The organism is Lactobacillus sp. VURO6/B1 (VP7), from assembly GCF_058139575.1.
This window is the reverse complement of the sequence record NZ_JBVOWJ010000010.1, coordinates 18,030-36,801: the sequence shown is the minus strand read 5'-3', so window position 1 is coordinate 36,801 and position 18,772 is coordinate 18,030. Positions and strand designations below refer to the sequence as shown.

The 18,772-nt window shown below is 36.5% G+C and carries 16 protein-coding genes; all 16 read left to right on the top strand.

Annotated elements, in window-relative coordinates:
• Positions 1 to 108: 108 nt before the first annotated feature.
• Entirely contained in the window at positions 109 to 1,020 is a 912-nt protein-coding gene (locus tag ACZ2M0_RS06675; RefSeq protein ID WP_462984853.1) for an ROK family protein, read from the top strand.
• A gap of 164 nt (positions 1,021 to 1,184) precedes the next feature.
• Complete coding sequence (gene pyrH, locus ACZ2M0_RS06670; RefSeq protein WP_045928215.1) at positions 1,185 to 1,916, top strand: UMP kinase; 732 nt, start codon at positions 1,185 to 1,187, stop codon at positions 1,914 to 1,916.
• Positions 1,909 to 2,466, top strand: a complete 558-nt coding sequence (gene frr, locus ACZ2M0_RS06665; RefSeq protein ID WP_045928214.1) for a ribosome recycling factor — start codon at positions 1,909 to 1,911, stop codon at positions 2,464 to 2,466. The genes pyrH and frr overlap by 8 nt, the downstream gene beginning before the upstream one ends.
• A 4-nt stretch (positions 2,467 to 2,470) precedes the next feature.
• Positions 2,471 to 3,205 (top strand): undecaprenyl pyrophosphate synthase, encoded by a 735-nt coding sequence (gene uppS, locus ACZ2M0_RS06660; protein ID WP_109586402.1) that lies wholly within the window; start codon positions 2,471 to 2,473, stop codon positions 3,203 to 3,205.
• Between the two features lie 8 nt (positions 3,206 to 3,213).
• Positions 3,214 to 4,011, top strand: coding sequence for a phosphatidate cytidylyltransferase (locus tag ACZ2M0_RS06655; protein ID WP_490058949.1), 798 nt, complete (start codon positions 3,214 to 3,216; stop codon positions 4,009 to 4,011).
• A 10-nt stretch (positions 4,012 to 4,021) separates the two neighbouring features.
• Positions 4,022 to 5,278 carry an RIP metalloprotease RseP gene (gene rseP, locus ACZ2M0_RS06650; protein ID WP_490058948.1) on the top strand — a complete coding sequence of 419 codons (1,257 nt, stop codon included), beginning with the start codon at positions 4,022 to 4,024 and terminating at the stop codon, positions 5,276 to 5,278.
• 25 nt (positions 5,279 to 5,303) lie between these two features.
• On the top strand, positions 5,304 to 7,004 hold the full coding sequence (locus ACZ2M0_RS06645) for a proline--tRNA ligase (protein ID WP_490058947.1): 1,701 nt from the start codon (positions 5,304 to 5,306) through the stop codon (positions 7,002 to 7,004).
• 5 nt (positions 7,005 to 7,009) lie between these two features.
• Entirely contained in the window at positions 7,010 to 11,317 is a 4,308-nt protein-coding gene (locus ACZ2M0_RS06640) for a PolC-type DNA polymerase III (protein ID WP_490058946.1), read from the top strand.
• Between the two features lie 105 nt (positions 11,318 to 11,422).
• A complete protein-coding gene (gene rimP, locus ACZ2M0_RS06635; RefSeq protein WP_490058945.1) occupies positions 11,423 to 11,896 on the top strand; it encodes a ribosome maturation factor RimP in 474 nt (157 codons plus the stop codon).
• 18 nt (positions 11,897 to 11,914) lie between these two features.
• Positions 11,915 to 13,174: a transcription termination factor NusA gene (gene nusA / locus ACZ2M0_RS06630; RefSeq protein WP_490058944.1), complete on the top strand. Its 1,260-nt coding sequence runs from the start codon at positions 11,915 to 11,917 to the stop codon at positions 13,172 to 13,174.
• Positions 13,175 to 13,191: 17 nt separating this feature from the next.
• On the top strand, positions 13,192 to 13,488 hold the full coding sequence (rnpM, locus tag ACZ2M0_RS06625; protein WP_141639320.1) for an RNase P modulator RnpM: 297 nt from the start codon (positions 13,192 to 13,194) through the stop codon (positions 13,486 to 13,488).
• A 2-nt stretch (positions 13,489 to 13,490) separates the two neighbouring features.
• The gene (locus ACZ2M0_RS06620; RefSeq protein WP_223901639.1) at positions 13,491 to 13,802 is read left to right on the top strand and encodes a L7Ae/L30e/S12e/Gadd45 family ribosomal protein; all 312 of its coding nucleotides are present in this window, start codon (positions 13,491 to 13,493) and stop codon (positions 13,800 to 13,802) included.
• 4 nt (positions 13,803 to 13,806) lie between these two features.
• Complete coding sequence (gene infB / locus ACZ2M0_RS06615; RefSeq protein ID WP_490058943.1) at positions 13,807 to 16,446, top strand: translation initiation factor IF-2; 2,640 nt, start codon at positions 13,807 to 13,809, stop codon at positions 16,444 to 16,446.
• An 18-nt stretch (positions 16,447 to 16,464) separates the two neighbouring features.
• Positions 16,465 to 16,827, top strand: a complete 363-nt coding sequence (locus ACZ2M0_RS06610) for a ribosome-binding factor A (RefSeq protein ID WP_490058942.1) — start codon at positions 16,465 to 16,467, stop codon at positions 16,825 to 16,827.
• A gap of 49 nt (positions 16,828 to 16,876) precedes the next feature.
• Complete coding sequence (truB, locus tag ACZ2M0_RS06605; protein ID WP_490058941.1) at positions 16,877 to 17,770, top strand: tRNA pseudouridine(55) synthase TruB; 894 nt, start codon at positions 16,877 to 16,879, stop codon at positions 17,768 to 17,770.
• A gap of 18 nt (positions 17,771 to 17,788) precedes the next feature.
• Positions 17,789 to 18,721, top strand: coding sequence for a riboflavin biosynthesis protein RibF (ribF, locus tag ACZ2M0_RS06600; protein WP_223901643.1), 933 nt, complete (start codon positions 17,789 to 17,791; stop codon positions 18,719 to 18,721).
• Positions 18,722 to 18,772 lie beyond the last annotated feature (51 nt).

The following is an 18,772-nucleotide window of genomic DNA, read 5'->3' as shown; positions in this document are numbered from 1 at the left end:
TATTGGCTGATTTTATTTTGAATGTCAAATAGTTGTTTGAAGAGAATATTTGAGATAATGTAATAAGGTTGTTTGCAATAGTTAATATGAATTATGTGAAAGAGTGTAATGAAAAATTATTTAAGTATTGATATCGGCGGAACTGAAATTAAATTTGCAAAATTGGATTATGCTGGAAATATAATCGAAAAAGACAAAATTGCTACTGTTAAGAATAAAACTGAGTTTTTGAAAAAAATAGATCAAATTGTAATACATTATATTTCAGATATAAAAGGCTTGGCTTTTTGCTCTCCTGGAAAAATTGAAAACACTAAAATCAGATTTGGTGGTTCATTACCTTTTTTGGATGGAATTGATTTTGCAGAAATTTATGGTAAAAAGTATAGGATTCCGGTAGCGGTAATAAATGATGGCAAGGCCAGCGTTTTAGCAGAAAATTGGCTAGGCAGTTTAAAGGGTGAGTCGAACTGTGCTGCAATTACGCTCGGAACCGGCGTTGGCGGCGGTATTATAATTAACGGTCATTTATTGCGAGGCTCACATTATCAAGCAGGTGAATTAAGTTTTATGATTAGTAATTTATCCCGCCCTAAAAATATGGCAGGTGCCGTTGGTAGTAATGGTTCAGGCGTGAATTTTGTTAAAGCAATTAATCGTAAAATTAATCATCAAAATGAAAATGACGGATTATATGCTTTTGATGCCATTAAGTCCGGTAAAAAAGAAGCCGTTAGAATTTTTAATGACTATTGTTTAAAAGTGGCAACTTTAATTCTTAATATTCAAACAGTAGTAGATTTAGATAAAATAGCTGTCGGTGGCGGCATAAGTGCGCAACCGATTTTAATCAGTGGTATCAATAAAGCTTATGAAAAGTTGGTTAATGACTATAATCCGATTATTGGTGATACTTTGACTAAACCGGCAATCGTATCTGCTCATTTTAGAAACGATTCGAATTTATACGGATCGCTTTATAATTTATTACTTCAAATTAATAGAGAAAATAAATATTAATTATATTTTGAAAATCTCGAAGTAGATAACTTTGAGATTTTTTGTTTTCTCCCGTTACTTTTTAGCTCAAAGAATTTTTTTAAGAAATTCCACTCTTTTATTTCTAAGTCTACATTTGCCCTTTTTATATGGTAGAATAACTAAAGTTAATAGAGGAGGTTGTCATGACTAAAGTTAAGTATAAGCGAATAGTTTTGAAAATTTCTGGTGAGGCTCTGGCTGGTGATGAAGGAACCGGTATAAATCCTACTGTCATTAGTCATTTAGCAAAGGAAATTAAATCTGTTCACGATTTGGGAGTTGACATTGGTATCGTCTGTGGTGGCGGTAATATGTGGCGTGGAGAAACTGGCGCAAAACTAGGGATGGAACGTTCACAGGCTGATTATATGGGGATGCTTGCTACCATAATGAACGGGTTAGCTCTTCAAGATGGCTTGGAACATGTAGGCGTACCAACTAGATTGCAAACATCAATTGAAATGAGGCAAATAGCAGAACCCTATATTAGGAGAAAAGCTATTCACCACATGGAAAAAGGACGCGTAGTTATTATGGGTGGCGGCACTGGTAATCCTTATTTCTCTACCGACACAACTGCTGCTTTAAGAGCCGCAGAAATAGGTGCTGACGTGATCCTAATGGCTAAAAATGGAGTTGACGGAGTTTACTCCGCTGATCCAAAGGTTGATCCGCATGCCAAAAAATACAGTGAACTTTCTCAACTAGATATTATTTCTAAAAACTTAAAAGTCATGGACAGAACTGCAAGCTCACTTTCAATGGATACCAACATTCCTCTTATCGTATTTAATGTTAATACTGAAGGTAACATAAAAAAAGTGGTATTAGGTGAGAATATTGGAACAGTAATCGGAGGAAAAAATAATGAATAATGACGCAATAAAAAAAGCTCAAGATAATATGAAAAAATCAATTACTGTTTTTCAAAAAAACTTGAGCTCTATTCGTGCCGGTGTTGCTAACGCAGCTCTACTTGATGGGGTAAAAGTTGACTATTATGGAGCGCCTACTCCGTTAACGCAAATGTCTAGTGTTACTATTCCTGAGCCACGCGTGTTATTAATTACACCTTATGATCAAAACAGTCTTGATGATATTGAACATGCACTCTTGGCGTCCAATTTGGGTTTAACGCCAGCAAATGATGGTAAGGTCATTCGTCTTGTTATTCCACAATTAACTGGTGAGAGACGTCAAGAAATTGCCAAAGAAGTCAATAAAATGGCTGAAGAAAGTAAAATTGCAATTAGAAATGTTCGTCGTGAAGCTATGAATAGTCTTAAAAAACAACAAAAAGACGATGAAATTACTGAAGATGAACAACGCAATTTGGAAAAGAAAGTCCAAAAAGTTACTGACGATGCTACCAAACAGATTGACCAAATTGCAGAAGAAAAACGTAAAGAGATTACCCAAGGCTAATTAAATGGCTGATAAAAAAAATCAATTAAATCATTTAGCTATTATCATGGATGGTAATGGTCGTTGGGCCACAAAACAGGGCAAACCACGAATTGCAGGTCATTACGAAGGTATGAATAATGTGGAAAGAATAACTTTAGCAGCCAACCAATTAGGCATCAAAGTTTTATCCTTATATGCGTTTTCTACTGAAAATTGGGGTAGACCAAAAGAAGAAGTAGCATATCTGATGAACTTGCCAGTACGCTTTTTTGATAAGTTTATGCCAACTTTAATGAAAGAAAATGTCAAAGTGAACATTATGGGCTACTTGAATGAATTGCCTTCTAAAACCTATGATGTAGTGCAGAGAGCAATGGCTGAAACTTCTAATAACAGTGGTTTGATTTTGAACTTTGCTTTTAATTATGGTTCACGAAGAGAAATTACTACAGCAGTAAAGGAAATTGCAACTCTTGTTGAAACGGGTAGTATTACAAGTGATGAAATTTCTGAAAAAATGATTTCGCAGAGATTGATGACTGCAAGCTTTGGTAAATACAGTGATCCAGATTTATTAATCAGAACATCTGGTGAGCAAAGGATTTCTAATTTCATGTTATGGCAATTAGCATATTCAGAGCTTGCTTTTAGTAAGAAAAACTGGCCTGATTTTACTAGAGAAGATCTGGAAAAATTTGTTATTGATTTTCAAAATCGTCATCGACGTTTCGGTAAAGTCGATGAATCGGATAGTTAGGTAAATATATGAAACAACGTGTAATCACAGCAGTTATTGCTTTAATTTTATTTATTCCTATCGTCATAGCTGGCGGGCTTTGGATGGATTGGCTCACCGTTTTGTTTGCGGCCGTTGGTATCAGTGAATTCTTTTTAATGAAAAAACAAATATTGGTTTCAGTAAACTTTATACTAGCTTTACTTGCCACTATTGTTTGGGCAGTTCCTGATAGTTTTCTTAGGTCAATGCCATTCCATTGGACAAAATATGGCATTTATTTTGCCTTGATAATGTTAATGTTGACATGGACAGTTTTAACTAAAAATAAAACTACTTTTGATGATGTAGCGGTTTATACCCTAGGCTCATTATATGTTGGAACCGGCTTTCATTACATGGCAAGTATCAGAAATGCTGACAATGGACTTGCACTTCTTTGCTATGTTTTTGTTGTAGTTTGGTTAACAGATACCGGGGCCTACATGATAGGGCGTAAAATTGGTAAACATAAGTTGTGGCCTGTAATCAGTCCTAATAAGACATGGGAAGGTTCAATTGGTGGCACAATTTGTGCTGTAATTTGTGCCGCAATTTATGTTTACTTTGTTAACTTGAACCATTCACAAGTCGAAATGACTATTTTTGCCCTTGTATTATCAATTGTAGGACAAATGGGAGATTTGGTTGAATCAGCTTATAAGAGATACTATGGTGTTAAAGACTCAGGCAAGATATTGCCTGGTCATGGTGGAATCCTTGATCGTTTTGACAGCATGCTCTTTGTTTTACCTGTTTTTGCTGCTTTGATGGGAATCATGCACTAGGAGGATTCTTGTGAAAGGTATACTTATCTTTTTAGTAGTATTTGGAATCTTGGTTTTTGTCCATGAATTTGGGCACTTTATTGTTGCAAAAAAGTGCGGTATTTTAGTGCGTGAATTTTCTATAGGCATGGGACCTAAGCTTTTCCAAGTTAGACGCAATCCAACTACTTACACTATTAGGTGGCTTCCCTTAGGTGGATATGTCCGTTTAGCAAGTAGAGATGACGAAACTGATTTAGCAGCAGGGATGAGAGTAGTTTTGCAGTTTAATCAGCAAAAAGAAGTTGTAAGAATTGATGCTTCTGAATCTGATATACCGATTGAAGGAATACCATTACAAATCACGAAATTTGATTTGGTAGATCAACTTTTTATTTCTGGATATGAAAATGGTGAAGAAGATCGGCTGGTTACATACAAAGTCAATCATGATGCCACGGTTATTGATCAGTCAAAGACAGAGCTAATTATTGCACCACGGGATACCCAGTTTCAAGAAGCCAATGTCTGGCAAAAATTAGCTACTAACATTGCTGGACCGCTAATGAATATCATTCTAGGCTTTGTTGTTTTTTTAATTTGGACATTTACTGTTCCGGGTCCTGCAACTACAGAAATAGCTGAAGTAACACCTAATTCACCAGCTGCTATTGCAAAACTTGAACCAGATTCAAAAATTGTGGCTGTTAATGGTCACAAAATAACGTCTTTTGAACAAATTTCGGAAGAAATAGCTCAGAATAAAAGTAAAAAAATTAATATTTCTGTTATCAAAAATAAGCAAAAAAAAGTGGTAAGCGTTCAACCGAAAGTTGTTAAAGTTCAAGGCAAAAAAGTATACCAAATCGGAATCAGAGCAAAAAGTGATGAGAGCATCAGTGCGAAATTTAAACGTGGTTGGAATACAGCTGTTTCTACTACTGGAATGATTTTCAATGCAGTTGGGGGGTTATTTCGTCATTTTAGTTTAAATAAACTTTCCGGCCCAGTTGGGATTTATTCTCAGACATCACAGGTTTCGCAAATGGGTTTTACCTACATCTTAGCCTTTTTGGCCATGATCTCAATTAACTTGGGAATCGTTAATCTAATTCCTATACCTGGTCTTGATGGTGGTAAGTTCTTGCTTAACCTTATTGAAATAGTTCGTGGTAAACCAATTTCTGAAAATCATGAGGCCATGGTGGAATTGATAGGTTTCGCCTTACTGTTAGTGTTAATTATTGCTGTAACGGGAAATGATATTTACCGTTACTTTATTAAATAAAATATAAATTTGGGAGAGAGTTTAAATGCGACAATCTAAATTATTTATGCCGACTTTAAAGGAAGCACCAGCTGATGCTGTAGCTGAAAGTCATAAACTGATGCTGCGAGGCGGATATGTTCGTCAGGTTACGGCAGGTGTTTATGCGTATTTGCCTTTAGGGTACCGCGTTCTAAGTAAAGCTGAACAGATAATGCGTGAAGAAATGGCAAAAATCAACGTGCCAGAAATGGCAATGCCGGATCTTTTACCAGCAACTTTATGGGAAGAATCAGGCAGATGGCAAAAATATGGTCCGGAAATGTTTAAACTTAAAGACAGACATGGTCGTCAAAGTCTGCTAGGACCAACTCATGAGGAAACATTTACTGATATTGTCGCAAAAGATTTAAAAAGTTATAAGCAAATGCCGATAGCTCTTTTCCAAATTCAATCAAAGTTTAGAGATGAAAACAGGCCTCGTTTCGGTTTACTGCGATCTCGTGAATTTATCATGCTTGATGCATACAGTTTTGCAGCAACGAAAGAACAGCTTGATCAACAGTTTGAAGACGAAAAAAAGGCTTTTACAGCTGCATACCAGCGTTGTGGCTTGAAAATTACACCAGTAATTGCTGATTCAGGAACTATGGGAGGCAAAAATTCAACTGAATTTCAAGCTCCAGCTGCCATTGGTGAAGATACCATTGCTACGAATGAAACAGGAACATATTCAGCTAATCTAGAAATGGCTTGTAGTATTGATACGTTTAAGCAGGAAGAGGAACCGTTAAAACAAGTTGAAGAAGTAGCTACTCCCGGTCAAGAAACAATATCAGACCTAGTAGACTTTTTAAAAGTTCCAGCTACAAGAATTGTTAAAAGTATACTTTATATTGCTAATGAAAATGAAAACATATTGGTTTTAATTCGGGGTGATAAACAAGTAAATGAAGTGAAATTGAAGCACCTACTAGATGCTGATTCACTTAGAGTGGCTACTGATGCTGAATTAACAGACATAACTGGGGTGACTAAAGGTAGCGTTGGTCCAATTAATGCTGATTGGGCTGATCAAGTAGTTGCAGACAATACAGTAAACAATCTTTATAACTTCTTTGTCGGCGCTAACAAAAAAGGTTTTCAGTTTAAAAATGTAAATTTGAGACGTGATATTAATCCTGACAAATTCGGAGATGTGAGAGTGGCTAACGAGGGTGAACCAGATCCAGTTGATCACTTGCCACTAAAATTTACAACTTCAATAGAGGTTGGTCATATTTTTAAACTGGGAACATACTATACAAAAACTATGGGCGCAAATTTCCTTGATAAAAATGGTAAAGCTCAACCTGTTATAATGGGTTCATATGGTATTGGCGTCACAAGAGTTTTATCTGCTGTGATTGAACAGCATTTGACTAAAAATGGCGTGGCGTGGCCTAAGGAAATTGCACCATTTAGCCTGCACATTGTGCAAATGAAAATGAAAGATGATGGTCAAACGAGTTTGGCTCAAAAACTTGAAGAAAAATACAGCGCTAAGTATGATGTATTGTATGATGATCGTAATGAGCGGGCAGGAGTTAAATTTGCTGACGCTGACTTACTAGGCGCTCCAGTGAGAGTGACTGTGGGTAAAAAAGCCAGTGAAGAAGTAGTTGAAGTTAAAAGACCTACTGATGAAAAAGCTACTGAAATGACACTGTCTGAATTAGATGATTTTGTTAATAAAGAGTTAGGATAATTTTCGTGACTGATAAAAATAAACTATTTTTAAGGTTATTGCAGCAAATTAAGTTTCCGCAAGAATTTGCAGATAACGATTTGTTGCAGAAGGGCGAAATTGAGAATGTGGATGTTTACGCTAAAGAACACAGGTGGGATATCCATGTTCTTTTTACTACACCATTAAAATTTGAAACCTTTAACGCTTTGAATAAGGCTATAACTGCCAGTTTTTCTTCTTTTGTCAATGCTCAATTGTATGTTCGTTCTCAAGATGGGGCAGATGATTATTTAACTGACTATTGGCAGTTTGCTGTGCAAAATTCTCAGGCCTTGCAACCAGTGGCACGAGAATTTATTTCTAGTCACAAGCCTAAAAAGGAAAATGGACGCTGGATAATTCCGGTTGATAATTTAGTTGTTGACGGACTGCTCGAGCAAAAAATGCTTGATGAACTAGCGGAAGAAATGAGAAATTTTGGTTTCTTTAACTTGAAGTTCGTAACTGAAATTGACGATGAAAATTCCAAAAATAATTTAGCTAGTCTTCAGGAACTGCAGGAACAACATGAGCAAAATATGCAGGAAGAATATGATGCAGCTCCACCACAAGAAAAGCCCAAGCAAACAACCTACCCAACCAAAAAGACTCGTTATGGCAATCGCAAACTAGATGAAAATATGCCTGTGACGCAAATTAAAGAAGTGATAGATGGAATTAGAAATGTTGTGATAGAAGGCAATATTTTTAACATTTCCAGTCGCGAATTAAAAAATGGTTCAATTATATTTACTGGTGAAATAACGGATTATACCGATTCAATTTCCTTTAAGAAATTTGTTTCAGATAAAGAGCAAATTGAAAAAATGACAAAAATTAAACCGGGGACTTGGGCCAAGATGCAAGGATCGGCAGCTGAAGACCAGTGGAGTCATGATACTGTTTTTAATATTTCTTGTTTTGAAATTGTAGAGCATATTGGAAGAACGGAAAAATATCAAGGCGATCAAAAAAGAGTAGAGTTGCACTTGCATACTAATATGAGTCAACTAGATGCTACTAATACAGCAACTGATTTTGTCAAAGCTGCCAAAAAGTTTGGGCAAAAGGCAATCGCTATTACTGACCATGCTGATGTTCAAGCCTTCCCAGAGGCATATAATGCTGGTAAACAGAATGGCGTCAAAATTATTTATGGCCTTGAAGCAAATATGATTGACGATCATGCATTACTAGTTCTTAATCCTGCGTCAATGACATATAAAGATCGTGAATTTGTTATTTTTGACGTTGAAACGACAGGGTTATCATCTGTTTACGATACTATTATTGAAATTGGTGCTGTGAAAATGAAAAATGGGGAGGTACTGGAGAGGTTTGATAAATTTATTAATCCCCATCATCCACTAAGTGAACAGACTATTAATTTGACTTCAATTACTGATGAAATGGTAGGAGCTGCTGATGATGAAGCTGTGGTTATCAAGCAATTTCAGGATTTTTATGGCGACCGTCCCCTTTGTGGTCATAATGTTCAGTTTGATGTTGGTTTTGTCAACGCAGCATTGAGAAGAGCAAAATTAGATGAAATTACCCAGCCGGTAGTTGATACGCTAGAAGTATCACGCTTGCTTCACCCGGAGCAATCAAGACATACGCTTGATTCTCTTGCCAAAAAATATAATGTTGTCCTCGAGCATCACCATAGGGCTAACCAAGATGCTGAGGCAACAGGCTATTTAATGTTTAAGCTTTTAGATGCTTTTGCCAAAAAGTATCACGAAGATAATTTAGGTAAAATGAACGATTATGCTGCTCAAGGTCAAGTATTTAAAAGAGCACGACCACAACATATGACTATCCTAGCTAAGAATCAGGCTGGTCTTAAAAACATGTATAGACTAGTTTCGATTGCCAGTACCAAAGATTTTTATAGAATTCCCCGCACACCTAAATCTGATTTAGTTAAGAATCATGAAGGTTTGCTATATGGCTCTGGCTGCTCTGAAGGCGATGTTTTTGTTGCAATGATGCAAAAGGGCTATGACGAAGCGCGCAAGAAGGCACGCTTTTACGATTATCTCGAAATTCAGCCACCTGCAAATTACTCAGTTATGATCGAAGATCATTTGATTGCTGATGAAGCAGAACTTGAAGAAATTCTAACTAATATTTATAAATTGGGTAAGGAATTAAATAAACCAGTAGTGGCCACTGGGGATGCGCATTATCTGGAAGAACATGATGCTATTTATCGTACGATTTTGATTTCGGCTCAACGAAGTAATCCTGACAGAAACAAAAAACAGCCCGACATGCATTTTTACACTACTCAGGAAATGCTTGATGCATTTAGTTTTTTAGGTGAAGATGCTGCTAAAGAAATAGTAATTACTAATCCTAATAAAATTGCTGAGACAATTGAGGAAATTTCACCTATTAAAGATGGACTTTATCCACCTCACATTGATAATGCTGATGAAGAAATGAAGCGTTTGACTTATGACAAAGCACATGAATTATATGGGGATCCACTGCCGAAGATTGTTCAAGATAGACTTGATATGGAACTCAATTCAATCATTTCCAACGGTTATGCGGTGATTTATCTTATTTCACAAAGACTAGTGGCTAAGTCAAATAAGGATGGTTACTTAGTTGGTTCACGTGGTTCTGTTGGCTCTAGTCTGGTGGCTACTATGTCGGGTATAACTGAAGTCAACCCATTGGCCCCTCATTATCGTTGTCCAAAATGTCAGTATTCCCAATTTTTTGAAAACGGTGAATATGGTTCTGGATACGACTTACCTGATAAAAAATGTCCTAAATGTGGCGCAGACCTAGTTAAAGATGGACAGGATATTCCATTTGCAACATTTTTAGGTTTCCATGGTGACAAAGTTCCAGATATCGATTTGAATTTCTCTGGTGACTATCAGCCAGTGGCTCATAACTTTATTCGGGTAATGTTTGGACCTGATAATTCCTACCGTGCCGGTACAATTGCTACTGTTGCCGATAAGACAGCTTATGGCTATGCCAAGCATTATGATGAAGAAAAAGAGTTAAATTTACGTGGTGCTGAACTTGATCGTCTTGCAGCTGGTGTCAGTGGGGTTAAACGAACTACCGGGCAGCATCCAGCAGGTATTGTTGTCGTTCCTGATGATATGGATATCTATGACTTTACGCCGGTGCAATATCCTGCAGATGATGTAAATGCTGCGTGGCTGACAACTCATTTTGACTTTCATTCTATTCATGATAATATTTTAAAATTTGATATTTTAGGCCATGATGATCCAACGATGATTAGGATGTTGCAGGATCTTTCGGGCGTTGATCCCCTAACAATTCCACCTGATGATCCAGGAGTGATGTCGCTTTTTTCCAGTCCTAAAATATTAGGTGTAACTCCTGAACAAATTCAATCTGAAACGGGAACACTGGGAGTACCTGAATTTGGTACAAAATTCGTTAGAGGGATGCTAGAAGAAACCAAGCCAACTACTTTTTCTGAACTATTGCAAATTTCTGGTTTGTCACATGGTACTGATGTCTGGTTAGGAAATGCTGAAGAATTAGTTAACAACGGTACTTGCAAGCTAAAAGACGTTATTGGTTGTCGCGACAATATCATGATGGACTTGATCCACTGGGGTGTTAAACCTGAAGTAGCCTTTTCTACTATGGAATCTGTGCGTCATGGCCGCGGAATTAGTGATGACGATATGGCTGTTTTAAAGAAAAACGATAAGATACCTGACTGGTATATTCCGTCTTGTCTCAAAATCAAGTATATGTTTCCGAAAGCTCATGCTACGGCTTATATATTAATGGCTTTAAGAATTGCCTGGTTCAAAGTTTATTATCCGGAAATTTACTATACAGCTTATTTCTCGGTGCGTGCAGATTTGTTTGATTTAGTAGCGATGAGTCATGGTAAAAACACCGTCAAAAAGGCAATGGCTGATATTCAAAATCAAGGTAATGACGCCTCCGCCAAGGATAAGAGCCTTCTGACAGTCTTAGAAATTGCCAATGAGTGTTTAGAGCGTGGTATTAAAATAAAAATGGTTGATATCAATCAATCCGAGGCTACTAATTTTAAAATTATTGATCAGCATACAATTTTAGCACCATTTAACGCAGTTCCTGGGCTGGGAAATAATGCAGCCAAACAAATTGTTGCTGCCAGAACTGAGCAAAAGTTTTTGTCAAAAGAAGACTTGGCAAACCGTGGTAAAGTATCCCAGTCAATTATGGACTATTTAGAAAATAATGAAGTTCTAACTGGAATGCCGGAACAGAATCAGCTTTCACTCTTTTAAAATTTTGCAGTATTAATATAAATGTGATATACTTCTAAAAGAAGTTCGAATAAATGATTCGGAGTGAGCAACTGTGCTCACTCTTTTTATTACGGAGGAAAGTACTTGGCGAAAGTTAAAGATTCTGTTCTTAAAGAAATTAAACCAATTATTGCAGAACGCAATGATGAGTTTGTTGATATAGAATACGTTAAAGAAAAGGGTCAAAACTATTTAAGAATATATGTTGATCGAAAAAATGGTATTGATATGGATGAAATTGCAGGGTTAAGTGAATTATTATCTGCAAAGCTTGATCAGATACAACCTGACCCGTTTCCTAACCCTTATATTTTGGAAGTTTCTTCTCCTGGTATAGAAAGGCCAATCAGAAATGAGACAGATTGGCAAAAAGCTTTAAATGAGTATGTGCATATAAAACTATACCAGAAAGTTGAAGGTGAAAAAGAATATGAGGGAACTTTAAAATCTTATAATGACAGCGAAATCGAACTTGAAGTAAAGATAAAAACTAAAAAGAAGGTTTTATCACTTCCCCGTAAAGCAATTGCAGGCATTCGTTTCGCAATTGAGTTTTAGAAAGGTTGATTAAAATTTATGTCTAAGGAAATGCTTGAAGCGTTCGCTACTCTAGAAAAGACAAAGGGTATAAAGCAAGACGTAATTGTTGAAGCGATAAAAGCAGCGCTGGTTGCAGCATACAAGAAAAATTATAATCAGGTAACAAATGTCATAGTTGAATTTGATGAACGTAAAGGCGACTTTAAGCTGATGACTGAAAAGACTGTTGTCGAAGAAGTTCATGATGAACGGTTGGAAATCAGTTTAAAGGATGCTTTAACAATTAATCGGGCATATGAACTTGGTGATAAAATTCGTTTCGAAGTTGCACCTAAGAATTTTGGTAGAATTGCGGCACAAACGGCTAAACAAGTTATTATGCAACATTTGCGTGAGGCAGAGAGAAATCATATCATTGACGAGTATTCTCAGTACGAAGATGAATTAATAACAGGCACTGTTGAAAGACGTGATAATCGTTTCGTTTATGTTAAAATTGGTAATGTTGAAGCAGTAATGCCACGTAACGATCAAATGCCAGGTGAAAGCTATAATCCACAAGATCAAATTCGAGTTTTAGTGACTCATGTTGGTTCAGATTCAAAAGGTGCTCAAATTACGGTTTCACGCACTGCCCCTGATATGGTAAAGAGATTATTTGAGCAGGAAGTACCTGAAATATATGATGGAACTGTTGAAGTGGTCTCAATTGCTCGTGAAGCAGGAGACAGGACCAAGATTGCTGTAAAATCTAATGATCCTAATATTGATCCAGTAGGTACATGCGTTGGTCAAAGAGGAGCCAGGGTACAAAATGTAGTTAATGAACTTGACGGTGAAAATATAGATGTAGTTAAATACGAGGAAGATCCATCGGACTACATTGCTAATGCCTTGAATCCTGCTGAAGTAATTGCTGTTCAATTTGGAGATGAAGACAATGAAAAAAGTGCTTTAGTAATTGTTCCAGATTACCAGCTGTCACTTGCAATTGGTAAAAAAGGACAGAATGTTCGTTTAGCTGCCAGATTGACTGGCTATAAGATAGATATTAGACCAGAATCTGAAGTAGAATTTGTTGATGAAAGCAGTGAACAGGCTGAAAAAGAGAATGAACAAGCTGAAACGACTGATTCAGTCGAAAATAGTTCAAATTCTGCTTCAAAAATAAATAGTGACTTTGCTGAGGGCGATGAATCTGATGGAGAGTCAACCACTTCTGAAGAGACTGAATCAGAAGATAAGCTACAAGATAAAGTAACTGATGGTGAAACAGTAGATTCTACTGAAAATTAAAGCAAGAGGTGAAACTTTTGAAGAAAAGAAAGATTCCAATGCGAAAAGATTTGTTAACTAATACTATGCAGCCTAAAAAAGAATTGGTGCGTATTGTAGTCGACAAAGAAAAGAATATTTCAGTTGACCCTACTGGTAAAAAACCTGGTAGAGGAGCATATGTTTCGCTTGATCCAAGTCAGATCAAAAATGCTCAAGAGAAAGGCTTAATTGAACGCAGTTTAGGAACTAAAGTGCCTAAAGAATTTTACCAAGAGCTATACTCATATGTTGACCATCAAAAGGCGAGAAAAGAATTGTTTGGTGATAAATAGATTTGCAAAATAGACAAAAAGCACTAAATTTGTTGGGACTAAGTCAAAAAGCTGGAAAATTAGTTTCAGGCTCTGAAATTGTTACGATAGGTGCAAAAGCCAAAAAGGTAAAACTAATTATTTTAGCTCAAGATTGTCATGCAGATACTACTGCAAAAATATTCAAAGTTGGGAAACAAAATAACGTTCTTGTTATTAACGAATTTAATAGTAATGAAATTTCCCAAGCGATTGGAAAAAAGCGAAAAGTTTTAGGAATTACTGATACTGGTTTCTGCAAAGCATTGTTACAAAAAATAGATGAAGGAGTGTGATTTGATGGCTAAAACAAGAATTTATGAATTGGCAAAAGAATTAGGCATCGATAATAAAATTGTGGTCAATAAGGCTAAGGACCTGGGCCTTGATGTTAAAAATCATATGTCATCACTTGAAGATTCACAAGTAAATCAATTAAAAGATAGTTTTCGTAGCTCCGCTCCCGCGCAAAAGCAAGAGAAACCTGCGAAAAAGAGCAGTAAAATCAAAATTTCCGTTACCTCAATTCGCAAAAATGAAAAAAAACATGAGGAAAATAAAGGTAACAAGAACAACAAAAGAACCAACAATTTTCACAGATCTAACAATAGATCAAGACAGGCTCAAGATCGTAATAAGCAAGGTACTAACCCAAGCCAAAAGTCTTCAAAGCCAGTAGCACAGGACTTGTTAAAACAGTTGAAACAAAAACAACGTGTGGATGAAAAGAAATTAAACCGTCAAAGTGAGAGAGTCCAGAAGTCTTATAATGAAGACCAAACAAAGGCTAAAAAATCTTCTGCTGAGGATAGCAAAGTAGTTTCTAAATCCGAAAATAAAGTTGTCAAAGTCGAGACTACAGCTCCTAAAGTAACTGGACCTAAAATAATTAAGCCTTCACCTGCCAGAATGAAGAATACACAAAAGGCTAGTCCAGTTAATAAACCTAAAGCTTTGGATACAAATGCTGCACCTGAACCTGCGAAAGAAGAAAAACGTCGTGGTAATGGTCATGGTCGTAATTCTGGTAAACCTGGCAGAAAAGGCAAAAATCAATCTTTTGGTGCTAATAATTATTCAAGGCATCAAGAAAAACGCAAACGTAAGAATAAGAAAAAGCAATTTGAACAAGTACCAAAGAAACAACCAACTCAGAGAAAAGAACGTCCATTACCAGAAACACTGGTGTACGAAGTTGGTATGAATGCTCAAGATTTGGGCAAGTTGCTGCACCGTGAACCAGCTGAAATAGTTAAAAAACTCTTTATGTTAGGTGTGATGACTAATCAAAATCAATCACTTGATAAAGATGCAATTGAGTTAGTTGCTGCTGAATATAATATCAATGCCAAAGAAAAAGTTCATGAAGATATATCTGACATTGATACTCTCTATGATAAGAGAATGGCTGCTTCTAAGAAATCCAAACACCAGACCAAACGTCCACCTGTAGTTACGATTATGGGACACGTTGATCATGGTAAGACTACTTTACTTGATCGTTTGCGTCATACTCACGTGTCTGCTCATGAAGCTGGTGGCATTACGCAGAAAATCGGTGCCTATCAGGTAAGAGTTGATAATAAACCAATCACATTTTTAGATACGCCTGGACATGCGGCATTTTCTAACATGCGTGAACGTGGTGCTGAAATTACCGACATTGTTGTACTGGTTGTAGCTGCAGACGATGGAGTTATGCCACAAACTGTTGAAGCCATTGACCATGCTAAAAGTGCTAAGGTACCAATCATTGTCGCAATTAACAAAATGGATGTTCCTGGTGCAAACCCTGAGCATGTTACTGAACAGTTAATGAAATACAATTTGATTCCGGAAAATTATGGTGGTGACACTATTTTTGTAAACATTTCTGCCAAAACTGGTGAAAATGTTGATGAACTTTTACAAATGATTCTTCTGCAGGCAGATGTCATGGAACTGCAGGCAGATCCTACGCAAAAGGCTATTGGCACCGTTATTGAAGCTCGCCTTTCCCGTGGCCGAGGCCCAGTTGCTGACCTTCTAGTTCAACAAGGTACATTAAAAGTCGGTGATCCAATTGTTGTTGGAAATCGCTTTGGTAGGGTTCGTGTTATGACAAATGACCGCGGTCGCCAAGTAGAAAAAGCTACACCATCAATGCCAGTTGAAATTACTGGATTGAATGATGTGCCCGAGTCAGCCGATAAGATAGTTGTCTTTGATGATGAAAAGACTGCAAGAAGCGTTGGTGAACAAAGAGCACAACAGGCTTTACAACAATCTCGTGAAAATGTCCAACATGTTACTCTTGATAACTTGTTTGACACGATGAAAAAAGAAAACATGAAAGAAGTAGACGTTGTCTTAAAAGCAGATGTACAAGGTTCAGTAGAAGCTTTACAACAATCACTTGAAAAGATAGAAGTCGAGGGCGTTCGTGTTAATATCATTCATGCGGGTGTAGGAGCAGTAAATGAATCGGATGTTACATTAGCCGGAGCTTCGAATGCCTTTATTATCGGCTTTAATGTCCGTCCAACCGCTACTGCTAAATCTCAAGCTGAAGCAGATGGAGTAGATATTCGACTATATAGTATTATTTACAAGGCAATTGATGATGTTAAAGCTGCTATGAAGGGTATGCTTGAACCAACTTATGAAGATAAAGTTGTTGGCAACTTAACTGTACGTGAAACTTGGAAAGTTTCTAAAGTTGGAACAATTGCAGGAGCCTTTGTTGATTCCGGATACGTATCAAAAGATTCTGAAATCAATTTGATTCGTGATGGGGTTGTGATCTATACCGGAAAAGTTGCGTCACTCAAACGGTTTAAAGATGATGCTAAAATTGTTAAGCAAGGATTCGATTGCGGTTTAACAATTGAGGGCTATAATAACATCAAGATTGGTGACGAAATGGAAGCCGTTGAAAAGCAGGAAGTTAAGCCTGAATAAATTAACTGGGAGGAAAGCATGAAACACAGAATAGGGCGTGTTGAAGGAGAAATCCTCCGTGAATTAACGAAAATTTTACGAAAAAATATTCGTGATCCACGAGTTAATGATGTTACAGTCACAGCGGTTGAATGTACAAATGACTTATCATATGCTACTGTTTACTACAGCCTTCTTTCTGAAGATTCTAAAAAAGAAGAAGAAGCAGCTGCCGGCTTAAATAAAGCTAAGGGACTGATGAGACATTTGTTAGGACAGGTCCTAACTGTTTATAAAGTTCCTGAGTTGATCTTTAAACGAGATAATTCAGTTAAATATGGTAGTAAAATAGATCAGTTAATCGCTGAAGTAAAAAAGCAGGATGCAAATCGCAATAATTAAGAAAAGCGCTGTGAGGCGCTTTTTTCATGGATAAGGTTAATTAAATAAAATGTTGAATGGTATTTTAGTGATAGATAAGGATAAGGGCATGACAAGTGCCGACGTTGTCTATCATTTACGCAAAGTGCTGCATATTAAAAAAATGGGTCATGCAGGTACCCTTGACCCTGACGTTACTGGAGTCCTACCAATTGCAATTGGTCAGGCAACAAAATTGATTGAGTTGATGCACAAGGAAAATAAAAAATATGTAGGACAGGGAATTCTTGGCTTTGCCACTGATAGTTACGATATTAGTGGGACAAAAATAGAATCCAAAAAAATTACTACTAAAATTAAAGGGCATCAAGTTCAAAAAGCTATGCAAGAGTTTGTGGGCAATATAGAACAGGTACCACCTATTTATTCGGCCGTCAGAGTGAAGGGTAAGCACTTATATGAATATGCAAGAGCAGGTATTAAAGTAGAAAGGCCTAAAAGACAGGTTGAAATTTTTTCCTATGATCTTGTAAATGAACCTGTTTTTGATAAAGTAAATGGTCAAGAGCTTTTTGATTTTGAAATTGAATGCAGCAAAGGGACCTATGTTCGTTCTTTAGTAAATGATTTGGGAACAAAGCTTGGTGTGCCAGCAGTAATGAAAAATTTGCGCCGTACTTCTAGTTCAGGTTTTGATATAGATCAAGCTGTTAGTTTGACTGAAATTACAGAAAATCCAAATATGGTAAATGAAATGCTTCAACCAATTGACTCTTTTTTTTCTAACTATGCCCATGAAGACATTGATACAAATCTGTGGGGCAAAGTTAAAAATGGTGCCACGATTTCTCTGAAAACGAATGCAAAAAAAGTGGCATTACGATACAATAATAGAGTTAAGGCAATTTATCAAAAAGATGGTACCATGTATCGCCCTTATTTAATGCTTTTACAAAATGAATAAGTGAATGAAGGTCTTATTATGGAAGTTATCCATTTAACTTACCCGTTTAAGGAAAATATTATTTCTAATAAAATAATTCTTGCTTTAGGGTTCTTCGATGGTGTTCATCGTGGTCATCAGGAATTAATCAAAATCGCTAAGGAAAAATCAATTCAAAAGCATTTACCATTAGTAGTAATGACATTTGATCGGCATCCTAAAGAAATTTATCAGAATAAAGAAGTTAGCTATATTGATACTTTAGCTGAAAAAGCTTATAAAATGCAGGAACTAAAAGTTGATTTTTTGCTGGTGATGCATTTCAATGAAGCATTTAGTAAACTGACTGCACAAGAATTTGTAGATAAGATTATTGTTAGACTACATGCGGATACAGTGGTAGCTGGCTTTGACTATACTTATGGTCCCAAACAGATTGCCAATATGAAAAACTTCCCCAAATTTGCTAAGGGAAGATTTGCTATTATTGATGTTCCAAAACAGTCGTGTGATGGCCAAAAAATAGGCTCTACCGAAATCAAAAGGGCCATCACCAATGGAGATATGGAATTGGCCGCAAAGTTATTAGGTTTTCCGTATGTTATGTCCGGTTATGTGGGTCACGGTTTACGTAATGGCCATAAGCTTGGTTTTCCTACTGCAAATCTAGTTTGGCCTAAGGACAAGGTTGTTCCTAAAATTGGAGTATATGCTACTAAAACCAAGATTAAAGGTAAGTGGTATGAGTCTATGACAAGTGTGGGCTACAATGTCACGATTAATGAAGGTAAAAAGCTATATATTGAATCGAATTTATTTGGATTTGATCAAGAAGCCTATGATGAAGAAATAATAATTAAATGGTATAAGTATACTCGTGGCGAAATTAAATTTAATAACTTGAAGGATCTAAAAAAACAAATGAGCGCTGACGAGTCAGAAATTAAGACTTATTTTGCAAATATTGATTAGATTGATTGCTTTTAAAGAGACGAGAGTTTTTGGTAAAAAAGTTAGCACTCA

What these genes read in the sequence shown, in the direction of transcription:
- ACZ2M0_RS06675 (WP_462984853.1), top strand. Translation starts at nt 109, where the DNA reads ATGAAAAATTATTTAAGTATTGATATCGGCGGAACTGAAATTAAATTT.
- pyrH (WP_045928215.1), top strand. Translation starts at nt 1,185, where the DNA reads ATGACTAAAGTTAAGTATAAGCGAATAGTTTTGAAAATTTCTGGTGAG.
- frr (WP_045928214.1), top strand. Translation starts at nt 1,909, where the DNA reads ATGAATAATGACGCAATAAAAAAAGCTCAAGATAATATGAAAAAATCA.
- uppS (WP_109586402.1), top strand. Translation starts at nt 2,471, where the DNA reads ATGGCTGATAAAAAAAATCAATTAAATCATTTAGCTATTATCATGGAT.
- ACZ2M0_RS06655 (WP_490058949.1), top strand. Translation starts at nt 3,214, where the DNA reads ATGAAACAACGTGTAATCACAGCAGTTATTGCTTTAATTTTATTTATT.
- ACZ2M0_RS06645 (WP_490058947.1), top strand. Translation starts at nt 5,304, where the DNA reads ATGCGACAATCTAAATTATTTATGCCGACTTTAAAGGAAGCACCAGCT.
- nusA (WP_490058944.1), top strand. Translation starts at nt 11,915, where the DNA reads ATGTCTAAGGAAATGCTTGAAGCGTTCGCTACTCTAGAAAAGACAAAG.
- infB (WP_490058943.1), top strand. Translation starts at nt 13,807, where the DNA reads ATGGCTAAAACAAGAATTTATGAATTGGCAAAAGAATTAGGCATCGAT.
- ACZ2M0_RS06610 (WP_490058942.1), top strand. Translation starts at nt 16,465, where the DNA reads ATGAAACACAGAATAGGGCGTGTTGAAGGAGAAATCCTCCGTGAATTA.
- truB (WP_490058941.1), top strand. Translation starts at nt 16,877, where the DNA reads ATGTTGAATGGTATTTTAGTGATAGATAAGGATAAGGGCATGACAAGT.
- ribF (WP_223901643.1), top strand. Translation starts at nt 17,789, where the DNA reads ATGGAAGTTATCCATTTAACTTACCCGTTTAAGGAAAATATTATTTCT.